The sequence below is a fragment of the Paraburkholderia sp. SIMBA_027 genome, from assembly GCF_046535315.1.
GTDB classification, from domain to species: domain Bacteria; phylum Pseudomonadota; class Gammaproteobacteria; order Burkholderiales; family Burkholderiaceae; genus Paraburkholderia; species Paraburkholderia tropica.
Genome location: NZ_JAWRWY010000003.1, coordinates 332,472 through 348,343, shown reverse-complemented (window position 1 = coordinate 348,343; position 15,872 = coordinate 332,472). Strand labels below are relative to the sequence as shown.

At 66.4% G+C, this 15,872-nt stretch carries 13 protein-coding genes; 8 read left to right on the top strand and 5 right to left on the bottom strand.

All coding sequences use genetic code 11. The features are described from left to right. Window positions 1-357 precede the first annotated feature (357 nt). Complete coding sequence (locus SB764_RS07210; RefSeq protein WP_065057582.1) at window positions 358-1,542, top strand: DUF2242 domain-containing protein; 1,185 nt, start codon at window positions 358-360, stop codon at window positions 1,540-1,542. 64 nt (window positions 1,543-1,606) lie between these two features. Here the strand turns inward: SB764_RS07210 and SB764_RS07205 are convergent, their stop codons facing one another. After that, on the bottom strand, window positions 1,607-2,254 hold the full coding sequence (locus SB764_RS07205; protein ID WP_110325903.1) for a LysE family translocator: 648 nt from the start codon (window positions 2,252-2,254) through the stop codon (window positions 1,607-1,609). Between the two features lie 398 nt (window positions 2,255-2,652). Here SB764_RS07205 and SB764_RS07200 point away from each other — a divergent pair, with 398 nt between their 5' ends. Beyond that, window positions 2,653-3,135: an Lrp/AsnC family transcriptional regulator gene (locus SB764_RS07200; protein WP_065057580.1), complete on the top strand. Its 483-nt coding sequence runs from the start codon at window positions 2,653-2,655 to the stop codon at window positions 3,133-3,135. 47 nt (window positions 3,136-3,182) lie between these two features. Here the strand turns inward: SB764_RS07200 and SB764_RS07195 are convergent, their stop codons facing one another. Beyond that, window positions 3,183-3,905, bottom strand: a complete 723-nt coding sequence (locus SB764_RS07195) for a TetR/AcrR family transcriptional regulator (RefSeq protein ID WP_065057579.1) — start codon at window positions 3,903-3,905, stop codon at window positions 3,183-3,185. Between the two features lie 480 nt (window positions 3,906-4,385). Between SB764_RS07195 and SB764_RS07190 the strand changes: the two genes are divergently transcribed. The 5 genes from SB764_RS07190 to hydA all read left to right on the top strand — a co-directional run bounded on the left by SB764_RS07190 (window position 4,386) and on the right by hydA (window position 11,639). Next, window positions 4,386-5,651, top strand: coding sequence for a Zn-dependent hydrolase (locus tag SB764_RS07190; protein ID WP_410863070.1), 1,266 nt, complete (start codon window positions 4,386-4,388; stop codon window positions 5,649-5,651). Window positions 5,652-5,811: 160 nt separating this feature from the next. Further along, complete coding sequence (locus tag SB764_RS07185) at window positions 5,812-7,206, top strand: NAD(P)-dependent oxidoreductase (RefSeq protein WP_110325899.1); 1,395 nt, start codon at window positions 5,812-5,814, stop codon at window positions 7,204-7,206. A gap of 59 nt (window positions 7,207-7,265) precedes the next feature. Further along, on the top strand, window positions 7,266-8,543 hold the full coding sequence (preA, locus tag SB764_RS07180; RefSeq protein WP_074981212.1) for an NAD-dependent dihydropyrimidine dehydrogenase subunit PreA: 1,278 nt from the start codon (window positions 7,266-7,268) through the stop codon (window positions 8,541-8,543). Window positions 8,544-8,626: 83 nt separating this feature from the next. Beyond that, window positions 8,627-10,138 carry an NCS1 family nucleobase:cation symporter-1 gene (locus SB764_RS07175; RefSeq protein ID WP_065057575.1) on the top strand — a complete coding sequence of 504 codons (1,512 nt, stop codon included), beginning with the start codon at window positions 8,627-8,629 and terminating at the stop codon, window positions 10,136-10,138. Window positions 10,139-10,181: 43 nt separating this feature from the next. After that, window positions 10,182-11,639, top strand: a complete 1,458-nt coding sequence (hydA, locus tag SB764_RS07170) for a dihydropyrimidinase (RefSeq protein ID WP_410863068.1) — start codon at window positions 10,182-10,184, stop codon at window positions 11,637-11,639. 77 nt (window positions 11,640-11,716) lie between these two features. Here hydA and SB764_RS07165 read toward each other — a convergent pair whose 3' ends face one another. The 3 genes from SB764_RS07165 to SB764_RS07155 all read right to left on the bottom strand — a co-directional run bounded on the left by SB764_RS07165 (window position 11,717) and on the right by SB764_RS07155 (window position 14,770). Beyond that, window positions 11,717-11,947 carry a DUF2783 domain-containing protein gene (locus SB764_RS07165; protein ID WP_124260616.1) on the bottom strand — a complete coding sequence of 77 codons (231 nt, stop codon included), beginning with the start codon at window positions 11,945-11,947 and terminating at the stop codon, window positions 11,717-11,719. 45 nt (window positions 11,948-11,992) lie between these two features. Next, window positions 11,993-13,714 (bottom strand): FAD-dependent oxidoreductase, encoded by a 1,722-nt coding sequence (locus tag SB764_RS07160; RefSeq protein WP_410863066.1) that lies wholly within the window; start codon window positions 13,712-13,714, stop codon window positions 11,993-11,995. A gap of 96 nt (window positions 13,715-13,810) precedes the next feature. Then, a complete protein-coding gene (locus SB764_RS07155; protein WP_065057571.1) occupies window positions 13,811-14,770 on the bottom strand; it encodes an MBL fold metallo-hydrolase in 960 nt (319 codons plus the stop codon). Window positions 14,771-15,030: 260 nt separating this feature from the next. Between SB764_RS07155 and SB764_RS07150 the strand changes: the two genes are divergently transcribed. Next, on the top strand, window positions 15,031-15,870 hold the full coding sequence (locus SB764_RS07150; RefSeq protein WP_410863064.1) for an IclR family transcriptional regulator: 840 nt from the start codon (window positions 15,031-15,033) through the stop codon (window positions 15,868-15,870). Window positions 15,871-15,872: the final 2 nt, after the last annotated feature.

The following is a 15,872-nucleotide window of genomic DNA, read 5'->3' as shown; positions in this document are numbered from 1 at the left end:
ACGGTCCAGGGGAACAGCCGGCGGTACCCGGCTGCGGCGCGCCAGCGGCGGATCACACTTCTCCGTCTGCCGGGACGCGCGCCGGGTTGACACGGGCTTTCGCCACGCGCGGAAGCCCGTTTTTTTGGCCATTTTTTTCGCCACGCGCTTGCCGTCCGGATGGCGCAGAATGGCAGAGTGAGTAGGTGCTCACTTTCGGTTTGTGCGTGATTTTGTCTCGGTCGAGGCGGGCGCCAGCGCGCGTTTTCGCCCGTTTTCGGCCTTGCCGATCGCGCCCCCGATACGACCGTTCGGTCGTAGAAACCCGAACCGAACTACAATTGCCGTCCGACGTCTGCCGTCTCGCTTCCCTCGAATATGTCCCGTTTTTCCCGAGTTGCCCCGTTTCTGCTGATTCCGCTAGCCGCCGCGCTGGGCGCGTGCTCGTCCGCGAAGCCTAAATTCCAGGACGACCAGCTGTGGAGCAGCGCCCCCAGCCCGTTCTCGCGCAACTTCGCCTACGGCAGCGCCGACGCCTGCGAGGCGTCGCGCCGCGCCCTGCTGAGCCAGGGCTACATGACGACGATGGCCAAGAGCGACACTGTCGACGCGACCAAAAATTTCCAGCCGACGAGCGACCAGCACATCGTCGTGGAAGTGCACGTGGTCTGCACCTCCGGCGACGCCAGCAATTCGAGCATGGTCTACGTGAACGCCGTGCAGAACGGCTATGCGCTGAAAAAGAGCGATACGTCGGCGAGCGTCGGGCTGTCGATTCTGGGGTCGGTTTCGCTGCCGATCCGCTCGAACAGCGACGAGATGGTCAAGATTTCGAGCGAAACCATCCAGTCGGGCACGTTCTACACGCGCTTCTTCGATCTGGTCAGCCATTACCTGAGCACGGTCGCGAAGAGCGAGCCGATTCCGGCCAGCGGCGCGATCCAGGTCACGCCGCTGCCGCCCGAGATCCTGCCGACCACTGCGACGGCGGCGACGAGCGAAACCGCTCCGGCCGGTTCCGCCGCGCCCGCGGCAGCCGTCGCGGCGGCGGCGACCGGTGCGGCGGCGCTGCACAGCGCCGCGCTGCCCGCGACGCCGGTGCTGGGCCCGAAGGCCGCAGTGGCCGGCGCGACGGCCAACGCCGCGGCGAATGCGGCGGCGGCGGCCGGTGTCGTCACGAATACCGCGCCTGTGCCGGGCGCCACGGCTGCCACGACGGCGGCGGCGCAAACGCTGCTGGCGCCGGTGGCGCCTGCGGCTGCGTCGGCGGCAACAGCGGCTGCAAGCGCGACGGCATCGACGGCCAAGGTCGCGAGCGGCGCGTCGGCGGCCAGCGGGGCTGCAACGGCTGCGGCAGCGGCCGCTTCCGCCGCGAGCGCGCCGGCTGCGCCCACGGCGGCATCGTCGCCGAACAACAACGGCAGCTCGAACCATTCGTCGCTGGACGCCACGACGGCGTCGCAGAACGGCGCGATCGACGCCATCGCCGCGTTCGCCACGGCGGGCAACGGCGCGCAAGGCGCATCGGGCGCATCCGGCGTCGCCGTCAGCTCCGCGCCCTGAGCGCGGTTCACAAGACCGGCGGCGCGCAACGCCCGCCGGTTTCCGCATCGGGCCGACCGCGCGCCTAGCGCAGCCCGGCCATCATCGCCCCCATTCCCACCAGCAGGCCGCCCATCAGCCGGTTCACCGCGCGGAGTCGGCGCGGCCGTTGCAGCACGTTTCGCAGACGGTGCGAAAACAGCGCCATCGACGCCACGCCGCCCGCGAACAGCAGCGCGAATGTCGCGGCCAGCACCAGATACTGGCGATTGGCGCTCCACGCCGCATCGGCGCTGATGAACTGCGGAAAAAACGACGGAAAAAACAGCAAGGTCTTCGGATTGAGCCCCGACGTCGCAAACCCGCGCCAGAACAGATCGCGATGTGAAACGAGCGCCGGCTCCGCCGTCTGCGCTTGATCCAGCGCCTGCGGCTGCGCACCGCCGAGCGAGCGGCTGCGCCACTGCTTGCAGCCCAGCCAGACGAGATACGCCGCGCCGACCCAGCGCAGCACCGTAAGTGAATGCTCACTGATGAGCAGCAGCGAATTCAGGCAGAACGCCGTCAGCACGAGTTGCAGCAGCACGGCGAGCGTGCCGCCCCAGACGCAGGGCAGCGCGCGTCGCCATCCCGCGTGAATGGCCTGGCTCATCGTGAGCACGTTGACGGGGCCGGGCGTGTAGACGAGGACGAGGGCGGCGGCCAGAAACGATAGATACAGCTGAAGCGACATGTTGCGAAATTCGACGGCGAAAAGGGGTGAGCGACGGGGGCGGCGCGCGGATAAGCGCTACGCCCGGGCAACAAAAAACCGCGCAGATCGTGCGCGGTTTTTATTAGCCTTCTTGCCCGATCGGACGTCGCTGCTGCGCGATAAACGCACGTAACGTCCGGTTGGCCGCCGCAGGGTGCAACGGAGAATCGGCCCTGACGGTCCACCGTAGCTTGTGGCTGCGGCGGCGCGCCTCGACGCGGGGAGGTGGCCGCGTGAGTCGTGCCGGTCAAGAAGGCATGGGTAAATTATCCCGCCGAAGCCGCAGGATAGGCTTCCTGTTTTCCGGCAAATACCGACTGCGACCGGAATCTCCTTCCGCTAAAATCGAATTTCCCTGTACAAGATTCTTTTCCGCCATGATCGCTCGCGAACGCCCGCCCAAAACGCTCGACAACCAGGATCTGAAGATCCTGCGCGCGCTCCAGCAGAACGCGCGCCTCTCGAACGCCGAACTCGCCGAACAGGTCGGCATGTCGACCACGGCGTGCTGGAACCGCACGCGCCAGCTGGAAACCGACGGCTACATCGACGGTTACGTGGCGCTCGTGAACCAGCGCAAGCTCGGTTTCGCCGATATCGTGATTCTCGAAGTCACGCTCGACCGCCACGAAGACGACGCGCTCGCGCGCTTCGGCGCGGAGCTGGCCGCGCTGCCCGAAGTGCTGGAGGCGTATCTGGTGTCGGGCGAATACGACTACTGGATCAAGGTGGCCGTGGACGGCACGGCGGGCTACGAGCGCTTCCTGCGCGAAAAGCTCTATCGCATTTCGAGCATCCGCCACAGCCGCTCGATGTTCGCGCTGCGTTGCATGAAAGACGTGGCGTCGATGCAGGTGTGATCCGCGCCTTCGCCAATTAGTTCGGCATCCGTATCAATTGGCGAAATTCACGCGGACCGATCGCGTGAATCCGGCGAACGTGCGCCGCTCGCGCGCAGAATCATCCGCACGACTTCGTCCGTGGTCGCGTCGAAACTCGCGGCGCTCAGCGCGCGCTTGCCCGAGAGCGCGCGAATCTGCGCTTCGAAATCCGCGTAATGCTGCGTGGTCGCCCAGATCATGTAGAGCAGCGTGCGCGGCTCCACCGGCGCGAGCACGCCTTCCGCGATCCAGCGCTCGATCAACGTCACGCGCGATTCCATCCACGGCTTCACGCGCTTGAGCAGAATGTCCTGCATATGCGTCGCGCCGCTGATGATCTCGTTCGCCCACACCTTCGAGCCGAGCGGCCTGCGCCGCGACAGCGCCATCTTCGCGCGCACGTAGCCGCCGATGGCTTCGACAGGGTCGTCGCTCGCGTCGAAGGTGTCGGCGGCGGCGTTCCATTCCTCGAACACGTCGTCGAGCACGCGCCAGTAGAGCGCGAGCTTGGTCGGGAAGTAGTAATGCAGATTCGCCTTCGGCAGGCCGGCGCGCTCGGCGATCTGCGCCGTGCTCGCGCCCTCGAAACCGCGCTCGGCGAACACGGCTTCCGCGCAGGCGAGCAGGTGCGTTTCGTTCGATGCGCGAATCGATGCCTTGCGTCGCGGCTTGTGCGCTGCATCAGCGTCGGCGCCTGCCTGACGCATCGCGAGATTCGCGGCTGGCGTGGTCGTGTCGTCGTCGCGCATGGTGATCGGTCCGGTCGAGTGAGAAAGGCATCGCCTCGCAGCAGCAGGCGCTCAAAGGCCCACTGCAGCGTGATACTGCACGATGCCGGCTTCATTGTAGTCAGCGCGCGTGAACGACGCGTAGCACTGCATCGCGTCCACCGCGCGCACCCAGGATAAACACTCACATGCCGCTCGCGTTCGCCTGCGCAAATGCATGCGTTTTCGCGCACTGCAACATGGATGGCACGCTTTTCGCTCGCAACACCGCATTGAATTCGCAAAGTTTATCGTCTACAACCTGTCCAATCGGACAGGATTCGGCAAGCGAGGAATCGCCGGGTCGAATGGACGTCGCGCGCATGCACCGCCGTTGCGCAACGCGCCCCAGACGATGGCACGAATGCACGACCGGCGCGCACGCATCGCGCGATTCGCATGACGAAAGCGATGCAAACGACGCGAGCGCGCCGCACCGCCCCACGATAAGGAGAGCCCCGCATGAACACCGTAAGCGACGCCGCGCTGACCACCGCCATTCACGTGAACGGCCAGCGCCTCTGGGACAGCCTGATGGAGATGGCGAAGATCGGCGCGACCGCGAAGGGCGGGGTGTGCCGCCTCGCGCTCACCGACCTCGACAAGCAGGGCCGCGATCTGATCGTGAAGTGGGCGAAGGAAGCGGGCTGCACGATCAGCGTCGACCGCATGGGCAACGTCTTCATGCGCCGCGCGGGCCGCAACAACGATCTGCCGCCCGTGATGACCGGCTCGCACGCCGACTCGCAGCCGACCGGCGGCCGCTTCGACGGCATCTACGGCGTGCTCGGCGGACTCGAAGTGATTCGCGCGCTCAACGACCACGGCATCGAGACCGAGCATCCGATCGAAACGGTGATCTGGACCAACGAGGAAGGCTCGCGCTTCGCGCCTGCGATGGTGGCCTCGGGCGTGTTCGCGGGCGTGTTCACGCTCGACTACGGCCTCTCGCGCAAGGATGTCGACGGCAAGACGATCGGCGAGGAACTCGCGCGCATCGGTTACGCGGGCGACCTGCCGGTGGGCGGACGCAAGATTCACGCGGCGTTCGAATTGCACATCGAACAAGGGCCGATTCTCGAAGCGGAGAAGAAAACCATCGGCGTGGTGACCGACGCGCAAGGTCAGCGCTGGTACGAAGTCGTGCTCACGGGCCAGGAAGCGCACGCCGGCCCCACGCCGATGCCGCGCCGCCGCGATGCGTTGCTCGGCGCGTCGCGCGTGGTGCAGCTCGTCAATGAAATCGGCCTGCGTCATGCGCCGCTCGCGTGCGCGACGGTCGGCATGATGCAGGTGCATCCGAACTCCCGCAACGTGATTCCGGGCCGCGTGTTCTTCACGATCGACTTCCGTCACCCCGAAGACGCCGTGCTCGCGAAGATGGACGCCGAGCTGCGCGAAGGCATCGCGAAGATCGCGGAACAAGGCAAGCTCGAAGCCGAAGTCGAGCAGATTTTCTACTACGCGCCGGTGCCCTTCGACGCGGCCTGCGTGAAATCGGTGCGCGCGGCGGCCGAGCGCTTCGGCTATTCGAATCGCGACATCGTCTCGGGCGCGGGCCACGACGCGTGCTATCTCGCGACCGTCGCGCCCACGTCGATGGTGTTCGTGCCGTGCATCGACGGCATCAGCCATAACGAAATCGAGGACGCGACGCCCGAGTGGATCGAGGCCGGCGCGAACGTGTTGCTGCACGCGATGCTCGAACGCGCGAACGAGCCGAGCTAGCCGCTCGCGCTTGAACATCGCTTGTTCATAGCTTGATCGTCGACTGAATGCCAGCGGCCACAGAGCCGCACAGTGATTCCGCTTTGTCCCCACGTACCGGCCGCGCTGCCTCGCGCACGCGGCCGGCGGACCCGTGTTTTGCCTCGCAAGGAGCATCCGGATGTCCCACTCCACGAAGAACAACGTGCGTGCCACGCCCGGCATCGCCGCAGGACGACTCAGCGCAGCGGAACTCGGCTGCCAGTTCGCCGATGTCGCGCCGCCGCTGTCCGCCAATGCGGCCATCGTCGCCGCCGACCGCTGCCACTACTGCTACGACGCGCCCTGCGTCACGGCCTGCCCCACCGGCATCGACATTCCCAGCTTTATCCGCAAGATCGGCAACGGCAATCTCAAGGGCGCCGCGCGCGACATCCTGAGCGCCAATCCGCTCGGCGGCATGTGTTCGCGCGTCTGCCCGACCGAGATTCTGTGCGAAGGCGCGTGCGTGCGAAATCATCAGGACGGCGAACCCGTCAGCATCGGCGCGCTGCAACGCCACGCCACCGACTTCCAGATGGCGCGCGAACGCGAAGGCGCACCGCCGCTCTTCAAGCGCACGACCGAAACGGGCCGCAAGGTGGCCGTGATCGGCGCGGGTCCGGCGGGGCTTGCGTGCGCGCATACGCTCGCGCTCGCGGGTCACACGGTGAGCGTGTTCGATGCGCGCGCGAAGCCTGGCGGCCTCAACGAATACGGCATCGCCGCCTATAAGACCGTCGACGATTTCGCGCAGCGTGAAGTCGAGTGGCTGCTCTCGATCGGCGGCATCGAGTTGAAGCAAGGGCAGCGTCTGGGCCGCGAGATCGCGCTCGATACGCTGCGCGCGGACTTCGACGCCGTGTTCGTCGGCATCGGGCTGGGCGGCACGCAGGCGCTGAAGATCGAAGGCGAAGGGCTCGACGGCGTGCGCGACGCGGTGGATTTCATCGCCGATCTGCGCGAGTCGCGCGATCTCGCGGCGCTGCCCGTGGGCCGCCGCGTCGTGGTGATCGGCGGCGGCAACACGGCCATCGACGCCGCCGTGCAAAGCCGCAAGCTCGGCGCGGAACACGTCACGCTCGCGTACCGGCGCGGTGCCGCGCAGATGAGCGCGACATGGGCCGAACAGGAATTCGCGCGGACCCAGGGCGTGAGCATCGTCGAGTGGATGAAGCCGTTGCGCATCGTAGGCGCGGGCCGCGTGGAGGCGATCGAGTTCGAACGCAGCGCGCTCGATGCGAACGGCGCGCTGCACGGCACCGGCGAGATCGAACGCATCGAGGCGGATGCGGTGCTCAAGGCGATCGGCCAGACGCTGTTGCCGGAAGGACTCGACGCGCTCGCGTTGAACGACGCCGGCACGCGCATCGCCGTGGACGCCGATGGCGCGACCTCGCTCGCGGGCGTGTGGGCAGGCGGCGACTGCGCCGGACACGGCGCGACCGACCTCACCGTGCAGGCCGTGCAGGACGGCAAGCTCGCGGCGCGCGCCATCGACCGCTGGCTCGCCGCGCAAAGCGAGCAGGCGGCCTGAGCGCAGCGCTGACGCACCACGCACGTACACGAGACAAACCATCGACAAGGAGCCTCATCATGGCCGATCTGCGCTGCACGATTGCCGGTATCGAATCGCCGAATCCGTTCTGGCTCGCCTCCGCGCCGCCCACCGACAAAGCCTATAACGTCAACCGCGCCTTCGAGGCGGGCTGGGGCGGCGTGGTCTGGAAAACGCTCGGCCTCGACCCGCACGTGGTCAACGTCAGCTCGCGTTACGGCGCGACCACCTGGCGCGGCCAGCGCATCGCGGGCCTGAACAATATCGAGCTGATCACCGACCGTCCGCTCGAAGTCAACCTCAAGGAAATCGCCCAGGTGAAGCGCGACTGGCCCGACCGCGCGCTGATCGTTTCGCTGATGGTGCCGTGCACGGAGGCGGACTGGAAATGGATTCTGCCGCTCGTCGAGGACACCGGCGCGGACGCGGTCGAACTGAACTTCGGCTGCCCGCACGGCATGAGCGAGCGCGGCATGGGCGCGGCCGTGGGCCAGGTGCCCGAGTACATCGAAATGGTCACGCGCTGGGTGAAGGAAGGCACGCGCCTGCCCTGCCTCGTCAAGCTCACGCCCAACGTCACGGACATTCGCCACGGCGCGCGCGCCGCGCACAAGGGCGGCGCCGACGGCGTCTCGCTCATCAACACCATCAACTCGATCGTGGGCGTGGATCTCGACGCGATGGCGCCGCTGCCGACCGTCGACGGCAAAGGCACGCACGGCGGCTACTGCGGCCCCGCCGCGAAGCCGATCGCGCTGCACATGGTCGCCGACATCGCGCGCGATCCGCAAACCCAGGGCTTGCCGATCTCGGGCATCGGCGGCATTTCCGACTGGCGCGACGCCGCCGAATTCATCGTGCTCGGCGCGGGCAGCGTGCAGGTCTGCACCGCCGCGATGCATTACGGATTCCGAATCGTTTCCGACATGATCGACGGCCTCTCGAACTGGATGGACGACAAGGGCTACGCGAATCTCGACGCGATCCGCGGCCGCGCCGTGCAGAACGTGACCGACTGGCAATACCTGAACCTGAACTACGACATCAAGGCGCGCATCGATCAGGACCGCTGCATCCAGTGCGGCCTGTGCCATATCGCCTGCGAGGACACCTCGCATCAGGCCATCACCGCGACGAAGAACGGCGAGCGTCACTTCGAGGTGGTCGATGCGAATTGCGTCGGGTGCAATTTATGCATGCATGTTTGCCCGGTCGACGCATGCATCACGATGGAGCGTGTCGATTCGGGCCGCTATGCGAACTGGACGACGCATCCGAACAACCCCGCGCGCGTGGCCGATCCGAAAGCCGCTTGAAACATTGGCCTGAATTGCGCGCGTCGACTTGAACAAAAAAAGCCAACCACAAACCGAACGACAAGCCACGGAGAATCCGCATCATGAGCCAGTCAGCAGCCAGCAGCGGCAGCGACGCAAGCGCGCGGCGCAGCGCCAGCGAACTCTATAACGACGACCTCGCGCCCACGGGCGCCGCGCAGCGCACCTGGCGCTGGTATCACTTCGCGGCGCTGTGGGTGGGCATGGTGATGAACATCGCCTCGTACATGCTCGCGGCCGGGCTCACCGAGCAGGGCATGTCGCCGTGGCAGGCGGTCGTCACCGTGCTGCTCGGCAACGTGATCGTGCTGGTGCCGATGCTGCTGATCGGCCACGCGGGCGCGAAATACGGCATCCCCTACGCCGTGCTCGTGCGCTCCTCGTTCGGCACCCAGGGCGCGAAACTGCCCGCGATGCTGCGCGCGATCGTGGCGTGCGGCTGGTACGGCATCCAGTCGTGGCTCGGCGGCAGCGCCATCTACACGCTCGCGAACATCCTCTTTCACAACGCGCTGGTCGGCGACGCGCTGCCCTTTCTCGGCATCTCCATCGGCCAGGGCGCGTGCTTCCTGATCTTCTGGGCGCTACAGCTTTACTTCATCCTGCACGGCACTGAATCGATCCGCTGGCTCGAAAGCTGGTCCGCGCCCATCAAGGTCGTGATGTGCGTGGCGCTCGTCTGGTGGGCCTGCTCGAAGGCGGGCGGCGTGGGCTCGATGCTATCGCAGCCCTCGCAATTCGCGCCGGGCGGCAAGAAGGCGGGCCTCTTCTGGATCACGTTCTGGCCGAGCCTCACGGCGATGGTGGGCTTCTGGGCCACGCTCGCGCTGAACATTCCGGACTTCACGCGCTTCGCGAAAACGCAGAAGGATCAGCTCGTCGGCCAGGCGATCGGTCTGCCGATTCCGATGGCGCTGCTCTCCGTGGTCTCGGTCGTGGTGACGTCGGCGACCGTCGTCATCTACGGCAAGGCGATCTGGGACCCGATCGACCTCACGAGCCGCATGGAAGGCATCGGCGTGGGCATCGCGCTCGTCATCCTCACGCTCGACACCATGTGCTGCAATCTCGCCGCGAATCTCGTCGGTCCCGCCTACGATTTTTCGAGCCTCTGGCCCAAGGGCATTTCGTACAAGGCGGGCGGCCTGATCACGGCCACGCTCGCCATCGTGATGATGCCGTGGAAGATTCTCGCCACCACGCAGGGCTATATCTTCACCTGGCTCGTCGGCTATTCGGCGTTGCTTGGGCCCGTCGCGGGCATTCTGATGGTCGACTACTTCCTGATTCGCGGCACGCGTCTCGACCCCGATCAGCTCTTCGAGGAAAACGGCGAATACGCCTACACCAACGGCTGGAATCGCGCCGCCGTGATCGCGCTGCTCGCGGGCGTGCTGCCGAATCTGCCGGGCTTTCTGAACATTGCGTTCCCGAGCGCGTTTCCCTCGGTGCCGGACGCGTTCAAGGCGCTCTATACGTATGCGTGGTTCGTGGGTCTCGCCATCGCGGCACTGGTCTACGGCGTGCTGATGAAGCTCGGCAAGAGCCGCAGGCCGAGTATTGCGAGCGCGTGAAACCCCTGTATTTACAGGCTCAAACCGAAGGAGACATAGCATCATGGCGATCCTGATTCGAGGCGGCACTGTCGTCGACGCGGACAAGACCTGGCGCGCGGACGTGCTCTGCGAAAACGGCGCGATCCAGGCGATCGGCGAAAACCTCGACGCGCCCGCGGGCGCCACCGTCGTGGATGCGGGCGGCCAGTACGTGATGCCCGGCGGCATCGATCCGCACACGCACATGGAGCTGCCGTTCATGGGCACCAAGGCGCACGACGACTTCTACACCGGCACGGCGGCGGGACTCGCGGGCGGCACCACGTCGATCATCGACTTCGTGATTCCGAACCCGAAGCAGCCGCTCATGGAAGCGTTCCGCGAGTGGCGCGGCTGGGCCGAAAAGGCCGCCGCCGACTACGGCTTTCACGTGGCCGTGACGTGGTGGGACGAGAGCGTGCACCGCGACATGGGCTTGCTCGTCAACGATCACGGCGTGTCGAGTTTCAAGCACTTCATGGCGTACAAGAACGCCATCATGGCCGACGACGAGATCCTCGTGAACAGCTTCGCGCGCTCGCTCGAACTGGGCGCCCTGCCGACCGTGCACGCGGAAAACGGCGAGCTGGTGTTCCAGCTTCAGCGCCAGTTGCTCGCGCGCGGCTTCACAGGACCGGAGGCGCATCCGCTCTCGCGTCCGCCCGAGGTCGAAGGCGAAGCCGCGAACCGCGCGATCCGCATCGCGCAGGTGCTCGGCGTGCCGGTGTACATCGTGCACGTCTCGGCGAAAGAGGCGCTCGACGCCATCACGCGTGCGCGCGCCGAAGGTCAGCGCGTGTTCGGCGAAGTGCTCGCGGGCCATCTGGTGATCGACGAGGCCGTGTATCGCGATCCCGACTGGACCCGCGCCGCCGCGCACGTGATGAGCCCGCCGTTTCGCAGCAAGGAGCATCGCGACGCACTCTGGCGCGGTCTGCAAGGCGGCGTGCTGCAGACCACGGCCACCGATCACTGCGTCTTCTGCGCCTCGCAGAAAGCGATGGGCCGCGACGATTTCACCCGCATTCCCAACGGTTGCGGCGGCGTGGAAGACCGCATGGCGATACTCTGGGATCAGGGCGTGAACACGGGCCGCCTCACGCCGAACGAATTCGTGCGCGTCACGTCGACGAACGCCGCGCAGATCTTCAATCTCTATCCGCGCAAGGGCGCGGTGGCCGTGGGCGCCGACGCCGATCTCGTGGTCTGGGACCCGGAAGCCACGCGCACGATCTCGGTGAAGACGCATCATCAGAACGTCGATTTCAACGTGTTCGAAGGCATGACGGTGCGCGGCGTGCCCACGCACACGCTGTCGCAAGGCGAACTGGTGTGGGCGAACGGCGATTTGCGCGCGAAGCGCGGCGCGGGGCGTTATCTGAAGCGGCCGGCGAATCCGGGCTATTTACAGGCGTCGCGGCTCGCGAAGCAGTTGAAGGAAACCGAGCCCGTGCATCGCGAGGGCGACAAGGTGAAGTGAGCGTAGCGTGTCGATGAAGATGTCGAAGCGCGTGTGCTTCGCCATCTTCATCGAAGAAATCGAACTCAAATTCAGATTCAAGCCGCCAGCTTGCCGACCGATCCATTCGCAGGCGGCAAAGCCACTCCCGCGCGCGCGTAGCGGATCGCGTCCATCAGCGCTTCGTGCTCGCCCACGTGGTTCGCGAGCAGCAGAATCAGTTGCGCATTGACCGACTGGCTCTGCGCTTCGTCCAGATCGCGATGCATGTCGATCAGCGCTTCGTAGAAGTCGTCGGGACGCGCGAGATTGGGTTGCGTGTTCAGCATCGTTGTCTCCATCTTTGATAGTGTGAGGCGCGCGGTCGGATCAGGTCATGCCGTGCCCGCCACGCACAACGCCCGCTTGAGCGCGCGCTCGACGCGCGGCGCGTCGGCCTGACGCCAGCGTGCGCACACGTGCTGGTCCGGGCGGATCAGATAGCACGCGCCGTCGCGCGCGTCGTAACGCTGCGCCGCGTGGCCGTTCGTATCGCGCAGCACCGCGGTGCCCGAAGGCAGTCCGGCGGGCGCCGCGCCTTCGCCTTCGAGCACCGCCACGAAATGTATCGGCACCGGGCCGCCCGCGAGCGCGTCCAGCGCCGCGCGCGTGCCGCTCGCGAGCGCGGCGCCCGCGCGGCAGAACACGAGCGCCGTGAAGCGGTTGCCGAGTTGCGCGAGCAGCCATTGCTCGCGGCCTTGCGCGTCGGCGAGCGGCGCGTCGGCGCACGAAGCGCCCGGCACCATCTGCCCCGCGAATACGTCTTCGTCGGCGGTATTGAGCGCGGATTCGTGCAGCACCGCGGGCACCGAAAGCCGTCCGCTGTTCACCAGTTGGCGCGCGAACGCATGCTCGCGCGCCAGGGTGAGCACGGCGTCGCGGAACACGCGGCTCACCGCGCTCTTTGGCGTGATGAAATCGGTCGAACGCGTGGAATTGCGCAGGTTTTCGTCGGCGGCGAATTCGCGCTCGCTCGCATAGGTGTCGAGCAGCGCGTCGGGCGCGCGCCCTTCCAGCACCATCGCCAGTTTCCAGGCGAGGTTCTCGCCGTCCTGGAAGCCGCTGTTCGCGCCGCGCGCGCCGAACGGCGAAACGAGGTGCGCCGAGTCGCCCGCGAACAGCACGTTGCCGTGCCGGAAACTGTCCATGCGCAGGCACGAAAACGTGTAGATGCTGACCCACTCCAGTTCGAATTTCACGTCCGGGCCGAGCAGCGCGCGCACGCGCGGAATCACGCGTTCGGGCGTTTTTTCGAGCACCGGATCGGCGTCCCAGCCCAGTTGAAAGTCGATGCGCCAGACGTTGTCGGGCTGGCGATGCAGCAGCACCGACTGGTTCGGATGGAACGGCGGATCGAACCAGAACCAGCGCTCGGTGGGGAAGTCGGCTTCCATCTTCACGTCGGCGATCAGGAAGCGATCCTTGAAGGTGCGGCCGTGGCTGTCGAGGCCCATGAGCTTGCGCACGGGACTGCGCGAGCCGTCGGCGGCCACCACGTAGCGCGCGCGCAGTGCATACGGGCCATCGGGCGTCTCGATCTGCAGCGTGACGAGCGGCTCGGCTGCATTGTCATCGTTACGCTGCGCGATGCCCATGACCTTGCTCTTCCAGCGAATCTCCAGATTCGGCAACGCCTGCGCGCGTTCGAGCAAAAAGCCTTCCACGTAATACTGCTGCAAATTCACGAAAGCCGGACGATGATGGCCGCTCTCCGGCAGCAGGTTGAACGTATAAACGAGTTCGTCCTTGCGGAACACCTTGCCCACGTTCCAGCTCACGCCCTTCTCGACCATGCGCTCGCCGCAGCCGAGCCGGTCGAAGATATCGAGCGAGCGCTTCGAAAAGCAGATCGCGCGCGAACCCGTGGACAGCGTGCAATCGTCGTCGACGAGCACCACGGGCAGGTTCTGCTGCGCGAGGTCGATGGCCGTCGCGAGTCCGACCGGACCCGCGCCCACCACGACGACCGGATGCACGCATGCATCCGCATGCTCGCCCTGCTCGTTCTGCTCGCGACAACGCGTGTAGTCGAAAGTCAGCGTCTGATAATCGATCATTGTTTTGTCTCCACCATGCCTTTAGCGGCATTCAGCGCGCGCGTGCGTGCCTGCATGCATGCACCCGGCGACGCGCGCGCCCTGCTCATCGCCCGCTCAATCCTGCAACGCGTCCCACATTTCCTTGTCGCGCTGCGCGGTCCAGATGCGCGGATGCGTGATGCCGCTCGCTTCGTCGTACGCGCGCGAGACGTCGAACGGCAGGCAGTGTTCGTAGATGAAGACGTGGCCGAACTTCGGGTCCATCGCCTCGCGCGTGAGCGCCATCGACTGCTTGAGATCGAGCTGGCGTTCGACCGCCTTGCGGCCCTGCGCGAGCAGCGTGGAAACGAAATCCTTCGTGTAATCCAGGCCCTTGTTCACGTCGGCGGGATTGAGCAGCGCGGGGCCGCGGCCCGGCACGAGCTTTTGCGCGCCCAGCGCGCGCAGCGCTTCGAGCGTGGCGGGCCAGTCGGCGAGTTGCGCATCGCCGCAATAACAGGCCGCGTCGTATTCCACGAGATCGCCGGAGAACAGCACCTTTTGCTGCGGCAGCCAGACCACGGTGTCGCCCTTCGTGTGGCCCGAACCCAGATGCGCGATCTTCACTTCGAGCTTGCCGAGGAACAGCGTGATTTCCTTCTCGAACACGAGCGTGGGCCACGTGAGGCCCGGCACGGTTTCGACGCCCGCGAACAGACGCGGAAAGCGCTCGATCTCCGACTTCATGTCCTGTTCGCCGCGCTCGACGATCATCTCGTACGTGCCGCGGCTCGCGATGATCTGCTGCGCGCCTTCCTTGAAATACGCCGACGCGCCCAGCACGCGCACCGCGTGATAGTGAGAGAGCACGACATATTTGATGGGCTTGTCGGTGACGCTGCGGATCTTCGCGATGAGGTCCTGCGCCATGGCGGGCGTGGCCGTGGTGTCGACGATCAGCACGCCGTCGTCGCCGATGATCACGCCCGAATTCGGGTCGCCTTCGGTGGTGTAGGCGTATGCGTTTTCAGAGAGCTGCGTGAACGTGACCTGCTTCTCTTCGAGGTCGGCCTGGGATGCGAACGCCTTTGCCATCGTGAGTCTCCGTTTGTAGGGGGAGGCGTATGCCTCGCCCCGTCTCGTTTGAATGATCCGCTGTTCTGCCGGGGTGAGGCCATGATCGTCCCGCGATTTTTATTTGTCAATAGCGAATACTATCGCTATTTGCTAATTTCTGGATCGCGCCGACAGTTGCGCTTTGCGCCGCTTCGCCCGCGCAGGCGATCGGCGGGCGATCGGCGGGAAATCGCGCGCGCTTCGGTTAACATGGACCCTTTTTCAGCCCGGGACAACGCGTGAAGACCCCTCGCAACGCCGACACGGAAGGCGCGAAAACGCAGCGCGGCATTCAGAGCGTGGAAGTGGGCGCGCGCCTGCTGCGCATGCTCGCCGACGCGCGCGTGCCGCTCGCGCCCAGCGATCTCGCGGCCGGCGCGGACATTCCGTCGAGCCAGGCGCACGCCTATCTGGTGAGCCTCACGCGCCTCGGCCTGATCAAGCGTGACGCGCTCTCGGGCCGCTACGAAGCCGGTCCGCTCGCGCTGCGCCTCGGCCTGCTGCATCTCGCGCAGCAGCCCGCGCTGCGTGAAGCCGTGCCGCACGCGGCGGCGCTCGCGCAGGCGCACAACTGCAGCGTGGCGATCTGCATCGCCGGACCTCAGGGACCGACCATCGTGCGCTACGAGCATGCGAGCCTGCCGCTGCACGTGAATCTGCACGTGGGCACGGTGATGTCGCTGCCGGCCACGTCCACGGGCCGCGTGTTCTGCGCGTATCTCGACGACGCCGCATTGCACGCGATGTGGGCCAACCAGACGTCGCAGCCGGTCTGGCGCGGCACCCTGAACACGCCCGACACCGCGCCCGACGCCGCGCCGCGCGAGGACGCGGCCTTCGCCGCCGCGCTCGACACGATCCGCGCGCGCGGCTTCGAACTGGGCATCGACGCCCCGAGCCCCGGCGTGAGCAGCGTCTGCGTGCCGGTGCTCGACGCCGCGGGCACGCTGCGTCTCACGCTCACGGCGATCGGCGCGAGCGGCGCGCTCGACGTGCGGACCGACGGCGCACTCGTGCGCGCGCTGCGCGAGGCCGGCGGCGCCATCGCACGCGCCGCGTTTTCATCGACATCGAATTGACC